The sequence below is a fragment of the Prolixibacter sp. DSM 2831 genome, from assembly GCF_056493735.1.
The window spans coordinates 1,649,821-1,672,015 of sequence record NZ_CM151379.1; the positions used below are offsets into that span (position 1 = coordinate 1,649,821).

General features: G+C 47.5%; 12 protein-coding genes. 9 read left to right on the forward strand and 3 right to left on the reverse strand.

The features are described from left to right. Positions 1-10 precede the first annotated feature (10 nt). From AC060N_RS06565 to AC060N_RS06590, 6 genes are all read left to right on the forward strand, one after another. Entirely contained in the window at positions 11-1,066 is a 1,056-nt protein-coding gene (locus tag AC060N_RS06565; RefSeq protein WP_479526378.1) for an efflux RND transporter periplasmic adaptor subunit, read from the forward strand. Positions 1,067-1,107: 41 nt separating this feature from the next. Beyond that, positions 1,108-4,203 carry an efflux RND transporter permease subunit gene (locus AC060N_RS06570; RefSeq protein WP_479526379.1) on the forward strand — a complete coding sequence of 1,032 codons (3,096 nt, stop codon included), beginning with the start codon at positions 1,108-1,110 and terminating at the stop codon, positions 4,201-4,203. A gap of 70 nt (positions 4,204-4,273) precedes the next feature. Then, positions 4,274-9,001: an efflux RND transporter permease subunit gene (locus tag AC060N_RS06575; protein ID WP_479526380.1), complete on the forward strand. Its 4,728-nt coding sequence runs from the start codon at positions 4,274-4,276 to the stop codon at positions 8,999-9,001. A 28-nt stretch (positions 9,002-9,029) separates the two neighbouring features. Continuing rightward, entirely contained in the window at positions 9,030-9,764 is a 735-nt protein-coding gene (locus AC060N_RS06580; RefSeq protein WP_479526381.1) for a hypothetical protein, read from the forward strand. A gap of 83 nt (positions 9,765-9,847) precedes the next feature. Further along, on the forward strand, positions 9,848-10,744 hold the full coding sequence (locus AC060N_RS06585) for a DMT family transporter (protein WP_479526382.1): 897 nt from the start codon (positions 9,848-9,850) through the stop codon (positions 10,742-10,744). A 148-nt stretch (positions 10,745-10,892) separates the two neighbouring features. After that, positions 10,893-12,845: a KamA family radical SAM protein gene (locus AC060N_RS06590; protein WP_479526383.1), complete on the forward strand. Its 1,953-nt coding sequence runs from the start codon at positions 10,893-10,895 to the stop codon at positions 12,843-12,845. Here the strand turns inward: AC060N_RS06590 and AC060N_RS06595 are convergent. The 3 genes from AC060N_RS06595 to AC060N_RS06605 all read right to left on the reverse strand — a co-directional run bounded on the left by AC060N_RS06595 (position 12,730) and on the right by AC060N_RS06605 (position 16,106). Further along, positions 12,730-13,443: a hypothetical protein gene (locus AC060N_RS06595; protein WP_479526384.1), complete on the reverse strand. Its 714-nt coding sequence runs from the start codon at positions 13,441-13,443 to the stop codon at positions 12,730-12,732. The two genes, AC060N_RS06590 and AC060N_RS06595, sit on opposite strands and share 116 nt — an antisense overlap. 74 nt (positions 13,444-13,517) lie before the next feature. Further along, complete coding sequence (locus AC060N_RS06600) at positions 13,518-15,830, reverse strand: beta-N-acetylhexosaminidase (protein ID WP_479526385.1); 2,313 nt, start codon at positions 15,828-15,830, stop codon at positions 13,518-13,520. Positions 15,831-15,968: 138 nt separating this feature from the next. Continuing rightward, positions 15,969-16,106, reverse strand: a complete 138-nt coding sequence (locus tag AC060N_RS06605; protein WP_479526386.1) for a hypothetical protein — start codon at positions 16,104-16,106, stop codon at positions 15,969-15,971. Positions 16,107-16,163: 57 nt separating this feature from the next. On the opposite strand from AC060N_RS06605, the gene AC060N_RS06610 reads away from it, so the two are divergent. The 3 genes from AC060N_RS06610 to AC060N_RS06620 all read left to right on the forward strand — a co-directional run bounded on the left by AC060N_RS06610 (position 16,164) and on the right by AC060N_RS06620 (position 21,435). Continuing rightward, positions 16,164-16,709, forward strand: a complete 546-nt coding sequence (locus AC060N_RS06610; RefSeq protein WP_479526387.1) for a hypothetical protein — start codon at positions 16,164-16,166, stop codon at positions 16,707-16,709. 91 nt (positions 16,710-16,800) lie between these two features. After that, positions 16,801-19,926 carry a SusC/RagA family TonB-linked outer membrane protein gene (locus tag AC060N_RS06615; RefSeq protein ID WP_479526388.1) on the forward strand — a complete coding sequence of 1,042 codons (3,126 nt, stop codon included), beginning with the start codon at positions 16,801-16,803 and terminating at the stop codon, positions 19,924-19,926. Positions 19,927-19,938: 12 nt separating this feature from the next. Further along, complete coding sequence (locus AC060N_RS06620; RefSeq protein ID WP_479526389.1) at positions 19,939-21,435, forward strand: SusD/RagB family nutrient-binding outer membrane lipoprotein; 1,497 nt, start codon at positions 19,939-19,941, stop codon at positions 21,433-21,435. Positions 21,436-22,195 lie beyond the last annotated feature (760 nt).

Consider the following 22,195-nt stretch of genomic DNA (forward strand, 5'->3'; position numbering starts at 1 on the left):
ATCTTGTAACATGAAGATCTCGAATAAATGGCTGCTTGCTGCTCTTTTACCTGTAATGGCAGCATGTGGCAATCAGAATAACCAAACGGATAACGAACTGGCCATCCCGGTTTCAGTTCAGGATGTGAAGAAAAGCTCGATTGTTCAATACGTTAGCACAACAGGAACGACGAAAGCTGCAAGCGAAGCCACGTTGAGTACAGAGATGGCTGGTAACTATTACCTGCAGCGCAATCCGAAAACCGGGCACCCTTTCCGTTTAGGCGATAAGGTGCAGAAGGGGCAGACGATTGTTAAGCTGGAGGATGAGGAATACAAAAACGGAGTTTCGCTCGAAACCAAGAAGCTGAATTACGAGATTGCCAAGTTGGAGCATGAGAAGCAGCAGTCGCTTTACGAAAAAGGTGGCGTCACCCTTCGTGAAGTGAAAAACTCGGAAGTATCGTTGAGCCAGGCAAAGCAGGATTACGAAAACGCGCAATTGCAATTGGCGAAGATGGATATCCGGGCTCCGTTTGCCGGAATTCTGGTCAATTTGCCTGATTACACCAATGGAACACGCGTTGCTTCGGGAACAGCAGTTGCTACCCTGATGGATTACAACACGCTCAATATGGAGGTGAATCTGCCCGAGAAAAACCTCTCCGTAGTGAAGGTTGGACAGGATGTTGATATTACCAATTATACCCTTCCGGAAGATACCCTTTCGGGAAAAATCAGTGAACTATCGCCGGTTGTGAGCAGCGAAACCCGGACTTTCATTGGGAAAATCCGCATCGATAATCCCGATTTGAAATTGCGTCCCGGAATGTTTGTGAAGGCTGACATTCAGGTAGCGCGTAGAGATAGTGCCATTGTCATTCCTAAAGACATTATCGTTTCGGGTAACCGCGGAAAAACGGTTTATATCGTCGTGAAAGGTGCGGCGCAGCAGCGGGTTATCGAAACCGGACTGGAAAATGCGGACCAGGTGCAGGTTACTTCCGGCCTGAAGGCAAACGACCGGGTGGTTACCAAAGGTTTTGAGACATTGCGTAACCGGTCGAAAGTAAAGGTAGTTAAGTAGTTATTCCGGCAGCTTCCGCTGACCAGGAAAATCATATTTCTATGAGAAAACTAACGAATTTTTCGGTGAATTATCCGGTTACGGTGTTGATGGCGGTACTGGCAATCCTGTTGCTTGGTATCATCTCGTACCAACGGCTGGGAATTGACCTGTTTCCCGATTTGAACTCGCCCCGGTTGTACGTGGAGATAAAATCGGGTGAACGTCCGCCTGAAGAGATGGAAACGCTGTTTGTGAAAAACATCGAAGCGCTGGCCATCCGCCAAAGCAAAGTCACACAGGTTTCTTCGATTATCCGCACGGGTTCGGCACAGGTAACCGTCGAATATGCGTGGGGAAAAGATATGGACGAAGCTTTTCTTGATTTGCAGAAAGCTTTATCGAACTATTCGCAGAACAGCGAAATTGATGAGCTGAATATCACTCAACACGATCCGAATACAGCGCCGGTCATGATCGTTGGTCTTTCCAACGAGTCGATTTCCGATATGAATGACTTGCGGAAAGTGGCTGAAAACTATATCCGGAACGAACTGATTCGGCTGGAAGGTATTGCCGAGGTAGAGTTAGCGGGACAGGAAGAGCGGGAAGTACGCATTGACACGGATCCGTATAAACTGGAAGCTTTCAACCTGACGATGGATGACCTGAGTCAGAAGATCGAAGCATTTAACCGAAGTATTTCCGGTGGTTCCATTACCGAAACCGGTATGCAGTACATCGTAAAAGGCGTGAGCATGCTGCGCGATATCGACGACTTCAACAACCTGGTTGTCGGTTATAAAGCGCCGGTGGCTGGTAGTGAGACAATGCAGAAAGCGCCTATTTTCTTGCGGGAAATTGCTCATGTTTCTTATCAGAATAAAGAGCCTGAAAACATCGTCCGTGTCAACGGAAAGCGTTGTATTGGGCTGGCGATTTACAAGGAAACGCGGTTCAATACCGTAAAAGCGGTTCAGGATATCAACGAGGAACTGGCCAAGATTACCAAAGCGCTTCCGGGCTACCACTTCACAGTAGTAAGCAACCAGGGAACGTTTATTAAGAGTGCTATTAATGAGGTGAAGAATACGCTTCTCATCGGTATTGTTTTGGCTGTGTTTGTGCTGTTTCTGTTCCTCAGAAGATTTGGAACGACACTTATCGTCAGCCTCGCCATTCCCATATCCATCATTGCCACCTTCAACCTGATGTACTTTAATGGGTTAACCCTGAATATTATGACGCTGGGTGGACTGGCGTTGGGAGCTGGTATGCTGGTGGATAATGCCATTGTGGTGATGGAGAATATTTTCCGGAATCACGAAAACGGTTTGTCTGTGCGCGAATCGGCTATCGTTGGTACGGCGCAGGTGGGAGGAGCCATCACGGCTTCAACGTTGACGACCATCGTGGTTTTCCTGCCCATCGTTTATCTGCATGGCGCTTCAGGCGAGTTATTCCGCGACCAGGCGTGGACAGTAGCTTTTTCACTGCTATCCTCACTCGTGGTTGCCATATTCCTGATTCCGATGATGTATCACCGCATCTACCGGAAGAAAGAAGCAACATTGAAGTTTCGTTCCGTTCAGGTAAAAGGATACGGAACTTTCCTGTCGCGGATTTTGGAACGTCGGTGGTGGGTGATTGGCGGAGGAATTGCTCTGCTGGTTATTTCAGCTTTGCTTTATCCTTTTATCGGAAGTGAGTTTATGCCCAAAGCCGATAGTCGCGAATTCACCATCGAGGTAAAAATGCCCGAAGGCACACCGCTCGAACGAACATCGGATGGAGTTGCATCAATGGAAGCGCTGCTGAAAGAACTGTTGGGCGATAATGTGCAGTCTATCTATTCCCGCGTTGGCCCGGGTTCCGATTTGTCCGAAACAACGCAAAGTGTTTTTGAAGGAGAAAATACGGCTGAGGTAAAAGTGGTGCTGAAGCCGAACGCGAAATACAATTCACGCAATGTGGTGGAAGCGGTTTCGCAATGGTACAAAGACAATCCGCAGTTCGAAGTCAACTTTGTGCAGGATGAAACGGCGTTGCAGAGCATTCTGGGTACACAGGATGCGCCGGTAGTGGTGGAAGTACAGGGAGAAGATTTGAACGTAATCGATACACTCACCCGGCAGGTGATGACAAGAGTACAGGATATTCCTGGATTGTACAATATGCGCACAAACATCGAAGACGGTTATCCGGAAGTAGATGTGGAAGTCGACCGCTTGATGGCTGGAATGCATAACCTCAGTGTGGAGCAGGTGGTCAGTCAGATTACTGCTCAACTCGAAGGACAAGATGCAGGCCAGATGGAAAAGGGAGGCGAGATGCGTGACATCACCATTCATACTCCGAAAATGAGTCTGCATCAATTTCATAATATCGAGCTGAACAGTGACGGACAGGTAATCCGGCTGGATGAGATTGCCAGGCTGAAAGAATCAGTCTCGCCGAAAGAGATTTATCGTCTTAACCAAAACCGTATTGGAAAGGTGATGGCTGATTTGGATAAAAACGTGCCGCTGGATAAAGTTGTCAGCCAGATGCGCAGCAAACTGGCCGGTATGCAGTTACCCAACGATTATAAACTTAAAATTGCCGGCGAAGAGCAAAAGCGCGAGGATTCGATGCATAGCCTCGAGTTCGCACTCCTTTTGTCCGTTATTCTGGTATATATGGTGATGGCTTCTCAATTCGAGTCGTTGATTCATCCATTTGTCATTTTGCTCACCATTCCATTCTCGATTGTGGGAACTGTGCTGTTGTTCTTCATCATGGGACAACCGTTCAATATCATGGCGCTAATCGGTGTGATTATGCTGGTGGGAATTGCGGTCAACGACTCCATCATTTTTGTCGACCGAATTAATCAACTGTGGCGCAGCGGTATGAATAAACGCGAAGCTATCGCGGTAGCGGGACAGCAACGTATCCGTCCGATTATTATGACCAGTTTGACGACCATATTGGCACTGCTTCCGTTGACATTTGGCTTCGGAGAGAGCGCTTCGTTGCGGTCGTCGATGGCATTGGCGGTTATCGGAGGTTTGGTAACCAGCACCATTCTAACATTGGTGGTGATTCCATGTGTGTACGATCTGTTTACCGGAAAAACGATTCGTAGTCTGGATACAGTGACGGACGAAGAGGAGTAACGAATACCGGGATAAGGACGGTCCGAAAGGCACCGAATCAGGCCTTCGGACAAGCTAAACTTGCGAACGAATGAAATTTATTATAAACAGAAAGACCCTTATCAGCATGTTATTCATCGGGCTGAGCTTGCTGGGATATATCTCCTGGCAAAATCTTCCGATGGAGCTGTTTCCCAATGCTGAGCTGCCCGTGCTTTTCGTTCAGGTGAATACCCAAACGGAGGTGGACCCCAAATACATGGAGAACCAGGCCAATATTCCGTTGGAAGGAGCGATTGGAACCATGCAGGGAATCGAGAATTTGCAATCCACAGCACAATCGCAGCGGGGTACCATTGTCGTTGAGTTCAAGAAGAACGTCAATTTCAAATATACCTATCTGAAGCTGCAGGAGAAGATTGATGAGGCAAAGCAGTCACTTCCTGAAGAATTCCGGGTAACCGTGATGAAAGTGGACCTGGACCAGATGAACAACCAGTTCATGGAGCTTCAGGTGCGCGGATCGGGAGGTGTTGACAGAGTGCGGAATGAAACCGATCAGGAGGTTGTACCTGAGCTGGAAAACATCGACGGTGTTGCAGGTGTAACGGCCTACGGCGGCCGTGAAAAATCGGTTGAGGTGCGACTGAAGAAGGCCATGTGCGAGGCGTATGGCATTACGCCGGCGACTATTCGTAGCAAAATTGCCCAGAGTTACCGTACCCGGGCTTTCGCCGGAAATGTGTATCAATCGAACCGGCAGTACATCGTGCATGTCAATGCTGAATATACCGATATTAAATCGCTGGAAAATCTGGTCATTGCAGATGGTCCCATCCTGTTGAAGGATGTGGCGAATGTTTATTTCGGCGTAAAGGAAGAGACTTCTTATTCCCGTGTCAACGGAAAGGATGCGGTGACCGTTCGGCTGGTGAATGACGCGCAGGCGAACCTGATTGATGTCTCGCACAAAACACTGGATGTGGTTAAGAAGCTGAATGAAAAACTGGCTTCGAAAGATATTGAGATTGTCGTCCAAAACAACACGGCGCAAACCATGGAGGACAACATCAACCAGATTATTGAACTGGCGCTGGTGGGCGGACTTTTGGCTGTGCTGGTGCTCTGGATCTTCCTGAAAAACTTCCAGCTGGTTTCGGTCATTGCTCTGGCCATTCCCATTTCGGTTTATTCGGCGTTCAACTTCTTCTACGCGGCCGATATCACTATCAATAGTCTGACTTTGGTTGGAATGGCGCTGGCCATCGGGATGTTGCTAGACAATAGCGTCGTCGTGCTCGAAAATATATACCGATTACGATCCCAGGGCCTTCCTCCGGCGAAGGCAGTCATTCAGGGTACTACGGAAGTGTGGCGTTCGATTGTGGCGGCTACATTGACCACTATCACGGTATTTTTGCCCTTCCTTTTTTCTGATAACTACCTGATTAGCCTTATCGGGAAAAATGTGGGGGTTTCCATTATTTCGACTCTTACCATCAGTTTGTTTGTGGCGCTGTTGCTGGTGCCCATGATGGCCCACTATTTCCTTTCCAGGAAGAAAAGTACCTCCATCAATTTCAACCAGGTTTCGATGCGAAATCCGTTGATTCAGGGATATGTGATGGTGTTGAAGAATACGCTCCGAAGTCCGGCCAAGACGATTATCGGTGCACTGGTTTTCTTCTTCCTGACCATTTTTATCGTATTGGCGGTGAGCGTGAATAACCTCAGCGAAGTTGAGACCAACGATTTTCAGATTTATGTGACCATGCCTTCCGGTTCAACGCTCGAGTCGACCGACAAGGTTGTTTCCCAAATCGAAGCACGCCTCGAACCGATTGAGGAAAAGCAGGATGTTGTTAGTAAAATTGAAGAAGATAACGCGGTCGTTACGGTTACGCTGAAAGACGACTATAAGAAGACCAGCAAACGAAGCATTGCCGAAATCAAGAGCGATGTGGAAAATCGCGTTGAAAATATTTCCGGCGCTGAAATTAGTGTCGACGAAGAGCCGGCTTCTTCCGGAAACCGCGGCGGCGGAGGCGGCGGTTCGTTTGGAGGTGGGGGAACCAGCTTCATGCGGTTGCTGGGAGTGGGAACCAACTGGGAACGCATTCTCATCAAAGGACAGGATTTCGAGACGATGAAGAATGTGGCGTCCGATTTTCAGTATTATCTCGAAAACCTGGAGTCGATGCGTCGCGTGCAGGTGAGTTATTCCGACAACCGGCCGGAAGTTCACCTCGAGTTTCATCCACTGTTGCTGACCGCTTATGACATTCCTTTGTCCAATATCGCTTCCGAATTGAATTCTTTCAACCCGGAAATCAATACCAACGTTCCGTTCAAACAGGGAACCGATGAATACGATATCATCATTCGCGATGAAGACGCGAAGGATAAGAAAGAGCGCTCGGCTGATGACTTGCGGCATTTGCTCATTACTGATGCGAATGGTGGTACACACGAATTGCAATCGGTAGCCGATGTGGTTTTCTCTTCAGGGTACGCACAAATCGACCGGGTGAACCAGGAAAAGCAGATTGAAGTGCGCTACCGTTTCATCGATGAGGCGCAGGATTCGAAGACCTTGCTCGATGCTTACCGCATGGAAGTGGACCAGATCGTAGCCAATTACAATCTGCCTTCGGGTGTTGCTGTTCAGGTTATTCACGAAGAAGATGATCTGCAGGAGTTTTATTTCCTGATTTTGGCGGCCTTTATCCTGATCCTGATGATTCTGGCTTCGGTATTCGAATCATTGTCCACTCCGTTTGTGTTGATGTTTTCCATTCCACTGGCGGCTATCGGCTCTTTCCTGGCGCTTATTTTTACCGGGAACAGTCTGTTTAATGCGAATACCTTAACGGGATTTCTGATACTGTTGGGAGTGGTGGTGAATAACGGAATTATTCTCATTGACTATACCGGTATTCTGCGGAAGCGTGGTTACCGGAAAGAACGGGCCCTGATTACGGCCGGAATGTCGCGTATTCGCCCCATCCTGATTACGGCTATCACGACCATCGTGGCCATGATGCCGCTGGCGATGGGCGATAATGAATACGTCGGAGCAATTGGTGCACCGTTCGCGATTACTGTAATTGGAGGACTAAGTGTCAGTACGCTGTTGACGCTCATCTTTATACCGACCTTCTATTTTGGCCTGGAAAATGCGATTAACTGGGTGCGCAAGCTCGATCTCCGGATTCAAATCCTTCAGATTTTACTCTATATCGGTGGTTGTATTCTGATCTTCACGAAAGTGGATACTTTCATGTGGCAGATGGTCGATCTGGTTGGATTGACGGTATTGATTCCCGGAACGACCTGGTTCGTGAAAAATAGTCTGCGAAAAGCCACCGAAACGGTTATCGATTCGGATGTGCCGATTCAAATTAGGATACAGAACCTCGTGAAGATTTACGATCGAGGCAACCGGTTTATCCGTGAATGGAAGGGTAACCGGAACATTCGCGAACGCAAAGGCGAACTGAAAACGTACCATTCGTGGCGCGATTTCGACGACTTTGTCTGGGAATTGCCGCTATTGGGCTTCCTGACCTATTTCACGTTCTCGTATCTCGACAGCGGTTGGTGGATGTTCGTCATGGCGCACTTTGTTTTCCTGATGTCGTTATCCATTTGGCGTAGAGTACAACTGTTGCTGGCTTATTCTTCCGCGCAAAGCGGAAAAGACCGGCCTGTGAAAATGGGAATTATCATTCATCGCCTGCTGTATTGGGGACTTCCGGCAGTGGCATTGGTACTGTTTTATCTGAAATGGGAAAACATCGGTTCGGTGGTGATGATCGCCGTGCTGTGGTATTTCGTTCTGGCGGTGAAAGTAACGGCCGACAAACTGTATCGCGACAAGGTAAACATCGAACGGTTAAAAGGTCGTTTTGCCGGCCTGCGCCGATTGTTCTTCAAACTGGTGGAACAGATTCCGGTTATCGGTCGCAAACGCGATCCATTCAAAGCATTGCGTGGTGTTTCGCTGGAAATTGGCACGGGTATGATTGGTTTGCTGGGACCGAACGGTGCCGGTAAATCGACGATGATGCGCGTGATTTGCGGAATTTACGACCAAAGCTACGGTAAGGTTTGGATCAATGGCGTGGATACGCAGCACAAACGTGAAGAGCTGCAGGGACTGATTGGTTATCTTCCGCAGGAATTTGGTACGTACGAAAATATGTCGGCATGGGAATTTCTTGACTACCAAGCCATGCTGAAAGGTTTGTCTGATAAAGAGGCACGTGAAGCCCGCGTTCAATATGTACTGGAAGCTGTTCATCTATGGGACAAGAAAGACGACAAAATTGGTTCGTTTTCGGGTGGGATGAAGCAACGGATTGGAATTGCACAAATCCTGCTGCATCTGCCGCGCATTCTGGTTGTCGATGAGCCTACTGCCGGCCTCGATCCACGCGAACGTATCCGCTTCCGGAATCTGTTGGTAGAATTGAGTCGTGAGCGCGTGGTCATTTTCTCGACACACGTCATCGAAGATATTTCCAGTTCGTGTAACCAGGTAGCTGTCATCAATCGAGGTGAACTGCGTTATACGGGTCATCCCAACAACATGCTGAAATTAGCCGATGGCTTGGTTTGGCAGTTCCTGATTCCGGCAAGAGAATTTGATGCCATGGAAGGAAAAGACCGGGTAGTACACCACATGCGCGATGGTGACCAGATTAAAGTCCGGTACATTTCTGCAACCCAACCGGCTCCTGATGCTGTAATGGTGAAGCCGGTGCTGGAGGAGGCTTATTTGTGCCTGTTGAAAGGAATTCAAAAAGAAAACAGTTGATTCAGTTCAACTAAATGAACGCTTGAAGATGAATACAAGATATATCGATAGAATCGTGAAAAACCGCTGGTTGGATTTGATTGTTCGTATGGCGAGGTACAATATGAAAATCATATTTGCCGGACGGTTCCTGTGGTTTTTCCTGGCATCGCTGGTTTTTTACATTCTGCTGGCCATTAATCTGGTCTTTAACGAGCCGGGCTACACCATGTCGTCGGTTTATGGAATTTTGTATTTCCCGGCGGTGCTGCTCATCTTTTATCCTACTGCTTTTGGCATTCAGAACGACGCTGACGCACGTATCCTGGAAATCCTTTTCGGGATACCTGATTACCGTTACAAAGTGTGGCTGGTCCGTTTGGTAATGATATTCGTTCTGGTGTGGCTGTTTTTGCTGGTGTTTTGTGTGCTGGGCTACTATGCGCTGGTGCCGTTTCCTATTATTTCTATGTCGTTCCAGCTGATGTTTCCTGTGGTTTTCCTCGGTTGTATGTCGTTTATGTTGTCTACCGTAGTGAAAAACGGAAACGGAACAGCGGTCATCATGGTGATTGTTGGAATTGCGCTGTTAATCCTGAGTGATGTGCTTGCCCGTACCCAGTGGAATGTCTTTCTGAATCCTTTCTCGATTCCCGATGATATGAATGAGCTAATCTGGAGTCAGATAACCCAGAAGAACCGGATTTTCCTGGCGGTTGGCAGCGTGATATTCCTCCTGGCCGGATTGACTAATCTGCAACGCCGTGAGAAGTTTCTGAAGTAGGAATAAAATTTTGTCTGCCGGACGTAAATTTATTTTGGCAGTTGTGATTCAGCATTACCTTTGCAGAAACAGATAACCTGACAATGAAAAGTGAAACGCTGAAGAGCCATTTTAAGCTGCATTTTGTAGTCCTGATTTATGGATTCACGGCCATAATTGGTAAGTTGATTACGTTGCCGGCCACGCAATTGGTCTGGTTCCGCATGCTTATTGCGGCTGTTTCGTTCTATCTCTATTTCCGTATCCGGAAGAAGAGTTTTCGCGTTTCCCGGAAGGATTTGCTACAAATTCTGGGTGTTGGGCTCATTGTGGGGGCGCATTGGATTACCTTCTTCGGAGCGATTAAAATCTCGAATGTTTCGGTAACATTAGGTTGTCTCGCCTCAACTACATTGTTTACCAGTTTCCTGGAGCCGTTGTTTTATCGTCGTCGGTTGAACCTGCTCGATATATTTATCGGGCTGATGATCATCGCGGGACTCTACATGGTGTTCCGTTTCGAGACACAGTATACGGCTGGAATCTTAGTCGCCCTGACTTCAGCATTCCTGGCCGGGCTTTTCACTGTGCTGAATAAAAAGCTGATTGCCCATAACAGCGCGTCGGTCATTAGTTTTTACGAGATGCTGGGCGGATTTGCCGGTATCTCTGTGTTTCTGGCGGTGAGCGGACAACTAAACTTTTCCTCTCTGCAGATGACCGGCATGGACCTGTTTTATTTACTGTTGCTGGCTGTTGTTTGTACGGCTTTTGCGTTCGCGGTTCAGGTTGACGTGATGCGCGAGTTGTCCGCGTATATTGTTGCCCTGACCATTAACCTCGAACCGATTTACGGCATTCTCCTGGCCTTTTTTATCTTCGGCGAGTCGGAACAGATGACCGGCGGTTTTTATGCCGGTACAGCGGTTATCCTGCTGGCGGTGTTCGGCTATCCTGTCTACCATCATTATAAACGGAAAATAGCGCTTCAAAAAGCCTGATTCTTCTCTTCTGTTTTTTCCCGCGAAGCGCTGAAACGAATTATTTTAGGGGTACTCTTTCAATTGCTTTATCATCAGATTTATAGTAAATTGTATAAAGCAGTGTTTAGGTGGAAATTTCTTTTTGCTAACCTTTAAAGATTACGTCATGGTGCATGCAGTGAATAAGAGGAAAAGTTCTGTCGGCAGGAGAGAGGAAAAACAGGTAGTACCGAAATTGAAATGGGCAGGAAGCAAGGTGCAGGATGATATCTTTTCGGATGATGTAAGCCTGTTTAAATCGCATTTCGATGTCGATTATGAGAGCTATTTGCAACGGTTGTGGGATGCCAATAACGATATTTACCGGATTTTAGCAGATACAGACGATTTGGAACAGGCCCGCGATAGCTTTTATGCCTATTTGGACCGGACCGAGCGGAAGGTTTTCGATTTGGACAATAAGCTGCATATTCTCGAAAAATCGACTGTGCGCGAGTGCATACGGGTATTGCGCAGTATCATTGGGCCAATCAACGAGTTTCGGACCGAGTTCTCGGCGCTGGATAGTTTGTGGAAATTAGCCCGGGAGCAACGAACCGAGCTGAAAGAGAAGATATCGGTCGGGTTTATCCTGGAGTTTATCAACCTTTTTCGCGGCGTAACCGGCAAGTCACATATTTACCTTGAAGATAAAGAGGTGGAGAAAGGAATCCCCGACTTCCTCCGAATGGAAGGCCGGGAGGCGGCTCACTTGCGAACGGAGATCCTCGACGAAATGGGCTCCGGCATGCTGAAATATTTCAAGAAATATCCTTCCGGACTGCAAGAGGAAGTGATTGGCTGGCGAACCGAAAACCGCTCGCGCATCCTTCGGCACTTCAAGGGTACTGAAAAAGACTGGAGCAGCTATACGTGGCAAATACGGAACGTGATTCGATCATCGAAACCGCTGGCTGATTTGATTGAGCTCTCGGCCGAACAGCAGGAAACTATCGACCGTGCCGTGCAGAATCATATTGCTTTCGGAATCACGCCCTATTATCTTAGCCTAATGGATTCGCAAATCTCGGTCGGATACGATCATGCTATCCGGGCACAGGTGATTCCGCCCAAAGAGTACGTGGATAAAATGAGCGAATTGCGGCCGGGCCGTAAGCTCTCGTTCGATTTTATGGGTGAGCACGATTGCTCTCCGGTCGACCTGGTGACCCGGCGTTATCCGATGATTGCCATTATCAAACCGTATAATACCTGTGCGCAGATTTGCGTGTATTGCCAGCGAAACTGGGAGATTGAACGGGTACTCGAGCCACGGGCGATGGCGTCGAAGGAGAAATTACAGAATGCGTTGTCGTGGTTCGACCGTCATAAGAGCATCGGTGATGTGCTGATTACCGGGGGCGACCCGCTCGTGATGCGCGATGCGCAGCTGGAAAATATCCTGGCGACCCTTTCGGAGAAGAAGCATATTTACCGTATCCGGATTGGCTCGCGCACGCCGGTGGTTCTGCCCATGCGTTTCACCGACGAGCTGGTGGCCATGCTGGCCAAATATCATCAGCCGCCAAGATTACATCTTTCCATTGTTACGCATTTCGAACATTCGTATGAAATTACGCCCGAAGCAATGGAGGCGGTCCAAAAGCTTCGGAAAGCGGGCATCAGCGTTTATAACCAACAGGTGTTTACGGTCGAGAATTCGCGACGGTTCGAAACTGCCAAACTGCGCAAGGATTTGAAATCAATCGGTGTCGACCCGTATTACACCTTCAACATGAAAGGGAAGGAAGAGACGAAGCAATACATGGTGCCCATTGCCCGCATTCTGCAGGAGCGAAAGGAAGAGGCTCGTCTGCTGCCCGGCCTCGACCGCACCGATGAGCCGGTGTTTAATGTTCCCCGTTTGGGAAAAAACCATCTGCGTGCCGGCCAGGACAGGCGCCTGGTGATGATTCTGCCGGACGGCTCCCGGGTGTATGAGTTCCATCCGTGGGAAAAGAATGTCAAGCCCATTCCGCCCTATAACTACGTGGATGTGCCCATTTACGACTACCTGGAAGAGCTGGCTTCGCGCGGCGAGAATATCCACGATTACCGGACGATCTGGTTTTATTATTAAGAACCTCCCGCAGGTTGTGTTCGCCTTCTTCAGTACCCGGAAGAATCTCCCGCAGGTTGTGTTTGCCTTCTTCAGCGCCCGGAGGAATCTCCCGCAGGTTGTGTTCGCCTTCTTCAGTACCCGGAGGAATCTCCTGCAGTTTGTGTTCGCCCTCTTCAGTACCCGGAAAAATCTCCAGCAGGTTGTGTTCGCCTTCTTCAGTGCCCGGAAGAATCTCCTGCAGGTTGTGTTCGCCCTCTTCAGCGTCCGGAGGAACCTCCCGCAGGTTGTGTTCGCCTTCTTCAGCGTCCGGAGGAATCTCCTGCAGGTTGTGTTCGCCTTCTTCAGTAACCGGAGGAATCTCCTGCAGTGTGTGTTCGCCTTCTTCAGTAACCGGAGGAATCTCCTGCAGGTTGTGTTCGCCTTCTTCAGTACCCGGAAAAATCTCCTGCAGGTTGTGTTCGCCTTCTTCAGTAACCGGAGGAACCTCTCGCAGGTTGTGTTCGCCTTCTTCAGCGTCCGGAGGAATCTCCTGCAGGGTGTATTTGCCTTCTTCAGTACCCGGAGGAATCTCCAACAGGGCGCATTCGCCTTCTTTTGTTGCCCCGATGGTCGTCACTGTTTGGCAGGAACCATTCCGGGTTAACCGGGAAGTCGCTGCAGTGCAGTTTGGTTGGCGCTCACCGGTCTTGCCTAGTACACCTCAATCTCATCGGTGAAAATAAATACGCCCTGGTGCGGAACATGCGCATATTTTGCTTTTACCCGGATGTAGCGGCACGCCTGTTCGGGGAAATCAACCCTGATGGTTTTTACCTTTATTTCCGGCGATTTTTTCGGGTTCGCCGGTTCGGCTTGTTTCCAACTTTTCACATGCCGGTAGTTTCGCCCGTCTTCCGATAACCATACATCCACGCCTACCGGGAAGCGGATGCCGGCGCCCGAATCTTCCAGGCAATTCAGGCCCACCTCGTGAACGTTCATCACCGAGTCGAGCTGAACAATGGCGTCGAAATCTTTCCCAATGACGCCAATCCATTTGCCGTTGCCCCATTTGTTGCCGCCAAAATCCAGGTCGGTCAGTGTTTGTCCGCCGTGTGCGCTGTATTGGGCCGTTGGCTTGCTTTTCAATATCACTTTCGCTCCCCTCGCTTTGTGAACAATGGCCTTTTTGATTTCCGGCTTCACCAAAGCAACACTGTCTTTTACCGAAATCGCCTTCACGGTAGTGGAGTGGTCGAGCAAAAACGGTTGGGTATAATGTATGCCGTTGTTGAGCGTTGGCACTGAGCCATCGGTTGTATAAATAATGCCGGCCGGAAGTTCGGTGGTGATGTCCACTTTCAGTTTCTTATTTTCCGGGTTAACCGAGAAGTTAATGGCTGGCCGGTAGGCGCTCGGTGCATAGTTGATGTTGAGTTCCCTGTAGCGGCTCAGCATTCGTTCCATTTTGGACTGGAAACGGTGCCAGTTTTTGGTTCCTTTTTGTTGCCACGCAATTTCCGACAGCGCGGCCATGCGCGGAAACACCATATATTCCACATGTTTGGCATTGGGCATGTATTCGGTCCACACATTGGCCTGTACGCCCAATAAGCGCGAAGCATCAGCCGGTGTGGCATTTTTTGGTAGCGGCTCGTAATCGTATACCTTCTTTAGCGGAGAATAACCGCCAAATGCCCTGGGCTCGTTATCGCTGAGGCTTTGGTAATGGTCGAAGTAGAGCACCGAACCGGTTGTCAGCACCGTGGGGTGGCCTTTGTCGAGCACCCGTTTCACGCCATCTGCGCCGCCCCAGTACATGATGCTGGCGGTAGGGGAGAGCTTACCTTGCAGGATTTCGTGCCAACCGATGAGCTTCCGTCCCTTCGATTTCAGGTATTTGTCGAAGTGGTTGATGAAGTAACTCTGAAGACCGTTGGGCGTCAGATGCTTTTCGCGCATCAGCTTTTGGCACGAGGCGCATTTCTTCCAGTTACTCTTATTCACTTCGTCGCCGCCAATGTGGATGTATTTCGACGGGAAGAGCTGCACCACTTCGTCGATGACATCTTCCAGCAGCTGATAACTCGCCGGGTTGCTGGCGCAGTAAACACCGGTGTTCGGCAGTCGTTTCCCGTTTTTATCCTTGCCGAGCAGTTGCGGATAACACTGAAAAACCACCTCGGAATGGCCTGGCAATTCGATTTCCGGCACTACCGTAACGAAGCGCTTCTTCGCGTAAGCAACAATCTCTTTGATCTGTTTCTGGGTATAAAAGCCGCCGTACTTGGGACGGTTATCGCCCGGTTTCCATACCTCGAAATCCTGCCAGGGCATTTTCCCCGGTTTAACCACCCGCCAGGCGCCCCATTCGGTCAGCCTGGGATGTGATTTGATTTCGATTCGCCAGCCAATGCCATCGACCAGGTGCCAGTGAAAAACGTTGAGTTTGTGCATGGCCAGGTAGTCGATGTACTTTTTAATGAAATCGACGGGCATAAAGTGGCGCGACACATCGAGGTGCATGCCCCGCCACCGGAAGCGGGGTTTGTCGGTGATTTCGACAGCCGGAAGCGCCAGTGCCGGAAGCGTATCTTTTTCCACCGTTGCCGGAAGAAGCTGCCGGATGGTTTCGACCGCATAGAAAAGCCCGGCTGCCCCGGACGATTGTATTAATACCTGTTTTTGATCTATCGAAAGGGTGTAACCCTCGTTGGTGAGCGAGTCGAGCGCCGGATTGTATTGAAAACGGATGACTTTCTTCCCGGTAGGTGAACTGCTGGCAAAGCTGGCAGGAAGATTCATTTTGGTTGTACGCCGCAACTGTTCCACTGCCGGAAGCATGGTGGAATCGGAAATAATAACCGGTGTTGAGGTCTTTAGAATGAAGTCGGGCGTTTCTTTGGTGGTCAGCTGCCAGGGCTGAGGAATCACTTCGACGGGTCGGACGGCTTTTGGAACGGGCTGACAGGCCATACACAGAAGCGCGATAGAAAGGGTGAGCAAGGTGGCGAAAGACTTCATACTACAGTTGGTTTGTTGTTATTGACGGCTAAAATAACCATTCGGAGGAAAGCCGGGTAAAGTTTTAATAAGATTGGCGCAAATGAGAAAATTACTTCGGGAGTATTTCAACCTGTTTTGGATGGAGACTATCGATTGTTAACAGTTTTGACTTAATTCTGAAATAGATTCCTCATAACTTTTCAATGCTTTCGTCATAACTAAATAAGGTGCAATTAATACGTTCCAGTTTTTCCCGCCGTAATTTTGAACCGGTAAAAATAATGCTGGCATCATGTATATGATGCTGTTTTTACCGCCTGATTTAAAGATTTTTGACTAAAACTGATCGAAATGAAAGGGGTATTGTTGATTTTACTGTTCGTCTTGCCGTTGCATATGCTGTTAGGACAGGATTTTGCAGCAAATGCGAACGGAACGAAATTCAAAACCAAACATCCGGCAGAAAAGGAAGCGGTTGCGAGAGCTTATAAGTGGGAGTTTTATTCTCCGGATCTGAATAGTTATCAAAAGAGAAAGTCTCCGGTTGAAAATGGAGAGCGTTTCGACGCACCACTCGAGCCGTTGAAGGATATGTTCAACGAAAGTTATACCGATAAGGAACCGATTGCTCCGGGAAATCCGGCAACGCGCATTGTGATTCGCAAACCATCGATATACAACGCCGTCCGGAAGATTGACAAATACTATTCAAAACAGGTAGCGCGTGGTGAAATGAATTCGGTGAATGCCCGCAAAAGTCTCGAAAGAGTCCTGTCCATTGCCATTGCGGCCCTCAGCGAGAGAAGCCAAAGTTTCGAGGATGCTCTTCAGCAAAACAGGAGAAATCCGGAGGCGCTGCTAGCTCAATTTAACCAGGTAAAACTGAAGGATATGTAATATGAAATGAACAAAAGGGGTTGCTGCAACAACCCCTTTTTTATGCAAATAAGCTATTTCAAATAACCTATTTATTAACTGTTTTAAAGATATGAAAAAAAAGCTTTTTCTGTTTCTGGCCTTTCTGGGATTCCTTACGGGACAACAGGCCTTTGCGCAAACAGAAATAAAAGGGTCTGTTAAAAGTCCGGAAGGAGAATCGATTCCGGGAGTGAATGTGGTGATAAAAGGCACCACCAACGGAACAATAACCGATATCGACGGAAACTATACCATTCAGGCGCCGGGTGGAGGCGTGCTGGTATTTTCCTTTATCGGATACAAGCCTCAGGAAATTCCCATCGATGGACAGAAAACCATTAATGTTGTCCTGAATAAAAATACTGAAGCAATTGACGAAGTAGTTGTCACCGCATTGGGGATTAAAACCGAGAAGAAGCGCCTTGGGTATGCTACGCAGGAGATAACCGGTAAACAACTTACCCAGGTGGAAGATGTGAACGTGATGAATACCCTCGCGGGAAAAGTATCCGGTTTGACTGTTCACACCAAAACCGGTTTATTTCAGGCACCTGATTTTCTCCTTCGCGGGAAAAAGCCATTGATAGTACTGGACGGTATTCCTATCTCGACTGACTTTTATGACATTTCGAGTGATGATATTGCCAGCATTAACGTGCTGAAAGGCACAGCAGCTTCGGCCTTATACGGCTCACGGGGTAAAGATGGCGCTATCATGATTACCACAAAAACAGCGGCTAAAGGGAAACTGAATATTTCCGTCAGCAACAGCGAAATGTTCTCCGCCGGATTTGTCGCTTTTCCGAAAGTGCAAAGCGAATATGGTAACGGTTCCAACGGACAGTACAAATTTGTCGATGGAGCCGGCGGCGGTATTCACGATGACGACTTGATTTGGGGACCGAAGCTGGATCAGGGCACCAAAATCGTTCAGTGGAACAGCCCGATTAAAGATTTGCAAACGGGCGAGCTGATTCAATGGAAAGGGCCGGTGAAAGGAACAAAATACGATGACTCGAACCGGTACGAACGTGTCGCAACGCCCTGGGTTTCGCATCCCGATAACCTGAAGAATTTCCTGGAAACAGGAATCGTATCCAATTCCAATTTCAGCATCAGCTCTTCTAACGACAAAGGTTCTGTCCGCCTATCGGGAAGCCATATGTATCAAAAAGGTATGGTGCCGAACTCTTCGTTGAAAAGCACCGGCATCAACATGAGCTCGCACTATAAGATTTCGAATAACCTGACGTTGGATGCCAAGCTTTCGTATAACAAAGTTTACACCGATAATTATCCTCGTCACGGCTATGGCCCGCTGAACCACATGTACACGATTGTGGTGTGGATGGGTTACGATGTTGACGTTCGTGATATGCGTGATTACTGGATGAAAGGTCGCGAAAACTACAAGCAGGCCAACTGGAATTATCTGTGGTACAATAACCCGTATTTCATGGCTTATGAATGTACGCAAGGTTATGACAGGAACGTTATCAACAGTAATGTGTCGCTAAATTACCAGCTTTTGCCTAATTTATCTATACAGGCGCGTGGTGCGGTACGAAACCGTTTTCAGTACGAAAACCGGAAAACTCCGAAAAGCTACCTCTATTACGGAAACAGTGTGCTGGGAAATTTTGAGGACTGGAAAACCAAGTGGAACTATTATGACTTCGATGTTCTGGCAACTTATACGAAGAGTTTTTCCGATAAATTCAGCCTTGATGCGTTTGCCGGAGCTTCTTCTTTTAGCTACGATTACGACTACCAATATGCTTCTACGGATGGTTTGATTACGGGTGGGCTTTTCAACCTGGGTAACAGCCTGGGGCCGGTGAAAGCTGATAACCGAATTGAAAAGAAGGCAACCCGGAGTGTATACGGTAGTGTGAACATCGAGCTGTTTAAAGCATTTTACGGAACGGTATCAGGTCGTAACGACTGGTCATCGACGCTTCCGGTCGATAACAACTCGTATTTCTATCCTTCGGTGTCGGGTAGTTTTGTTTTCGACAACATTGCAAAATTACCTTCCTGGATGAGTCATGCACAGGTGCGTTCAACCTGGGCACAGGTATCGACCGATTTGAGCGTGTACAGTCTGTACAATACTTACTCCAATACTGCGATGTATGGTTCGACTCCCGGTATGTCATATCCGTCCGGTTTGGCCAACAGTGAAATTAAGCCGGCTAAGTCTACGTCATGGGAACTAGGTGGAAATATTGGACTCTTCAAAAATCGGCTGAGTATTGATGCGACCTATTACCAGGTAAAAGACGAAAACCAAATCATCGATCTACCGATTTCTATTACGTCCGGATTTGATTCCCGCAAGGTAAACGGTAACGTGTATAACACGACCGGTGTGGAGTTGATGGTGAACGTAGTTCCTGTACTGACCAGCAAAATGCGCTGGAACATGGCGATTAACTGGTCTACCAACAAGAAGGTGCTCAGCGAAATTTACGGCGGTGCTGATAAGTTTGGTTACCTGCACAAAGACGAACGTGTAGACAGCTATTATGCCACTGTTTGGGAAAAATCTCCCGACGGACAGACTATTATCGATCAGGCGAGTGGATTGCCTATCCGTGACCCGTTTGCACGGAAATTGGGCCATCTCAATGCGAATTGGCAGTTTGGTTTTAATAATACGTTTACCGTTGGACACTGGCAATTCAACGCACAGGTTGATGGTCGCGTAGGCGGAATTATGCCTTCCCTTACCGTTGCTAAACTCTGGTGGGGTGGAAAGCATCCGGAGTCGGTAGCCAACCGCGATGCAGAGTACGCAGGTAAACTCTATGTTCCGGATGGTGTTGCCGTTGTTAGCGGTGATGTTCAGTATGACACCGATGGCAACATCGTTTCGGATACCAGAGTGTTTGCCAGGAATGAGAAAGGACTGAAGTATTCTAACTGGGCGATGACGTATGGTTATCGTGCGAAGGAGTTAGGAGTAAATACCTTCGATGCTTCTTTTATCAAACTTCGTGAGGCTTCAATTAAGTACGATTGCTCTTCGCTTTTTGCCGGAACGGTTGTAAAAGAAGCGTATGTGCAGCTGATTGGCCGGAACCTCGCGATGTGGAAAAAAGCGAAGTTGATTGATCCTGACTTTGGTAATGATGATCACTTGCAGGATCCTTCGGCACGGTATGTTGGTTTTGGACTGGGTGTTAAATTCTAATCAATGCAAATCATGAAATTCTTACAAAAATCGATATTACTCTTCCTGTTGGCCGGCACGCTGTTTTCGTGTGAGAAACTGCAGGATATTAATGATAATCCTAACAATGCTCCGGTTACCCATCCCAAACTTCTGTTGAAAGATATAGCATGGAATGCGTTCGACGGGCAGGGAACCGGTTCGATGTTTGCGTCGCGGGTAATGGTTAGCTCCGATGGGGCCAGCAACGAACAATACTATACCTGGGATCGCGATAATTTTGACCGCTACAATCAGCTTCGGAATATTACAAAGATGATGGAAGAGGCAGACAAGCAGGGTACACCTGAATACACTTATCTGGCTCATTTCTTCCGTGCTTATCAGTTTTACCAGTTGACCCGCCGGTTTGGGGATATACCCTATTCCGATGCTTTAAAAGGGGAAACAGATGGGGTATATGCACCAAAATACGATGAGCAATCGAAGATTATTCCGGCTTTGCTGGATGAACTGAAAGCCGCGAATGAAGGTCTGAAAAGTGTAACCTATATTGACGGAGATATTATCTACGGAGGTGATCCTGTAAAATGGCGTAAGCTGATTAACTCTTTCCGGTTACGTATTTTGATGAACCTCTCAAATAAAGCGAATGATGCTACGTTGGATATTCCGGCGCGTTTTCGGAATATCTATCAAAACGAGCCGTTGATGGAGAGTATCGACGATGCGGGCCAACTGGTTTATCTTGACCAAAAGGGAAGCCGCTATTTTGAGTTTCTGGGAAAATTCGGCTCGGTCGGGATGGATTCCACTTTTGTCCAATTGCTGAAGGACCGCCAGGATCCCCGGTTGTTTGTCTTCTGTCAACCGAATCCGAATGCTGTATCTGCAGGTCTTCCTGTAAGCGATTTTGACGCATATGGTGGTGCCGATCCTACGTTGACATTCGGTGCGATTTCCGACGAGAGAAACAAAGGATATGTTTCCATGGTGAATCCGCGTTATTTTGACGACCCGGTGAACGAGCCTCACAAATTGATGGGGTACGAAGAGCTGCAGTTTATTCTGGCGGAAGCGACGGTTCGTGGCTGGATTGAAGGTGGTGATTTGGCGAAAGCAAAGGCCTTTTATAATGAAGGAATCAAAGCATCGTTTCTTTTCTACCGAAAGTATGCAGAAAAATATGCTGCATATTTGGGAGATGATGCTATCGCTGAATACCTGAATCAACCAATGGTTAATTTTGATAATGCTACGACTTTCGATGAGCGTATTCGGTACATTATCACGCAGAAATATATCCAGTTTTATTTCCAGACTGGATGGGAACAGTTTTATAACCATCGCCGAACAGGATATCCAAAATTTCTGACCGGCGGTGCGGTTGGAAATAATGGCCAGGTTCCTGTGCGTTGGATGTATCCCGAGGATGAATATAACACCAATGCTGCCAATGTGCAGGATGCTGTTGCGAGACAATTCAATGGCGATGATAATATTAATGGAACAATGTGGTTATTGAAATAAGGCTGCAGTGTGCATCAATTTGATCTGTTTTTTTTTGATTCATTCCAATAAATCAGGTTGTTGTACGTTTAATAGTAAGTAGCCAATCTCTCTTTTCGCAAAGTTTTTAGGTTTTTATAAGCGGAGTCCCTGTCTGGGATTCCGCTTTCATTTTGACAAGTGCCAGCTGCAATGGTTGTTATTACCGTACGGCATTGGTTCACTTTCTTTGTTGTTTTATAACAATTTTAGATATTCTATAAAAATATTTTGAAATATGAACATCTTGTCTTATCTTCAGGAAAACAAACTATTAAGGCCATGTTTAACGGAAATAACTAAGGCTTTTCTCAAATGATTTCATAAATACTGATAGTAATTGCAAAGAATTATTATCCTTTTTGATGGATCTTTTCGTTTGAATAAGAGGCTATATAATTGATGAATGACATAATAACGTTTTTAGTATCGGTCCAATGGAAGCGTAGCAGGCTCAAATGTTTCCATTTTCGTTTGACCACCCCTCCTGACTACTCTGGTTCGGAGGGGTTTTTTTATTTCAGTTGAATTTGGCAAGTAGTTGAGTTGTTGTTTTTCTTAAAAGGATTACAAACGGTGTATTAAAAAGATTATTAGAAAATAGCCAACTTTTTGATGAATGTACCGATCTGTTACGTGAATGTGCAGATCCTTTCGTTAAACGTATAATATTATGAAAAATAAGTATAGGAAATTAGACAAAAACGAACTTTCTGGTCTATCTTAAATTTGCTAAATATTC

Bases quoted from the DNA above. Each gene is read 5' to 3' on its own strand.
- AC060N_RS06565 (WP_479526378.1), top strand. From the start codon at position 11: ATGAAGATCTCGAATAAATGGCTGCTTGCTGCTCTTTTACCTGTAATG.
- AC060N_RS06570 (WP_479526379.1), top strand. From the start codon at position 1,108: ATGAGAAAACTAACGAATTTTTCGGTGAATTATCCGGTTACGGTGTTG.
- AC060N_RS06575 (WP_479526380.1), top strand. From the start codon at position 4,274: ATGAAATTTATTATAAACAGAAAGACCCTTATCAGCATGTTATTCATC.
- AC060N_RS06580 (WP_479526381.1), top strand. From the start codon at position 9,030: ATGAATACAAGATATATCGATAGAATCGTGAAAAACCGCTGGTTGGAT.
- AC060N_RS06585 (WP_479526382.1), top strand. From the start codon at position 9,848: ATGAAAAGTGAAACGCTGAAGAGCCATTTTAAGCTGCATTTTGTAGTC.
- AC060N_RS06590 (WP_479526383.1), top strand. From the start codon at position 10,893: ATGGTGCATGCAGTGAATAAGAGGAAAAGTTCTGTCGGCAGGAGAGAG.
- AC060N_RS06600 (WP_479526385.1), bottom strand. From the start codon at position 15,830: ATGAAGTCTTTCGCCACCTTGCTCACCCTTTCTATCGCGCTTCTGTGT.
- AC060N_RS06605 (WP_479526386.1), bottom strand. From the start codon at position 16,106: ATGATGCCAGCATTATTTTTACCGGTTCAAAATTACGGCGGGAAAAAC.
- AC060N_RS06610 (WP_479526387.1), top strand. From the start codon at position 16,164: ATGAAAGGGGTATTGTTGATTTTACTGTTCGTCTTGCCGTTGCATATG.
- AC060N_RS06615 (WP_479526388.1), top strand. From the start codon at position 16,801: ATGAAAAAAAAGCTTTTTCTGTTTCTGGCCTTTCTGGGATTCCTTACG.
- AC060N_RS06620 (WP_479526389.1), top strand. From the start codon at position 19,939: ATGAAATTCTTACAAAAATCGATATTACTCTTCCTGTTGGCCGGCACG.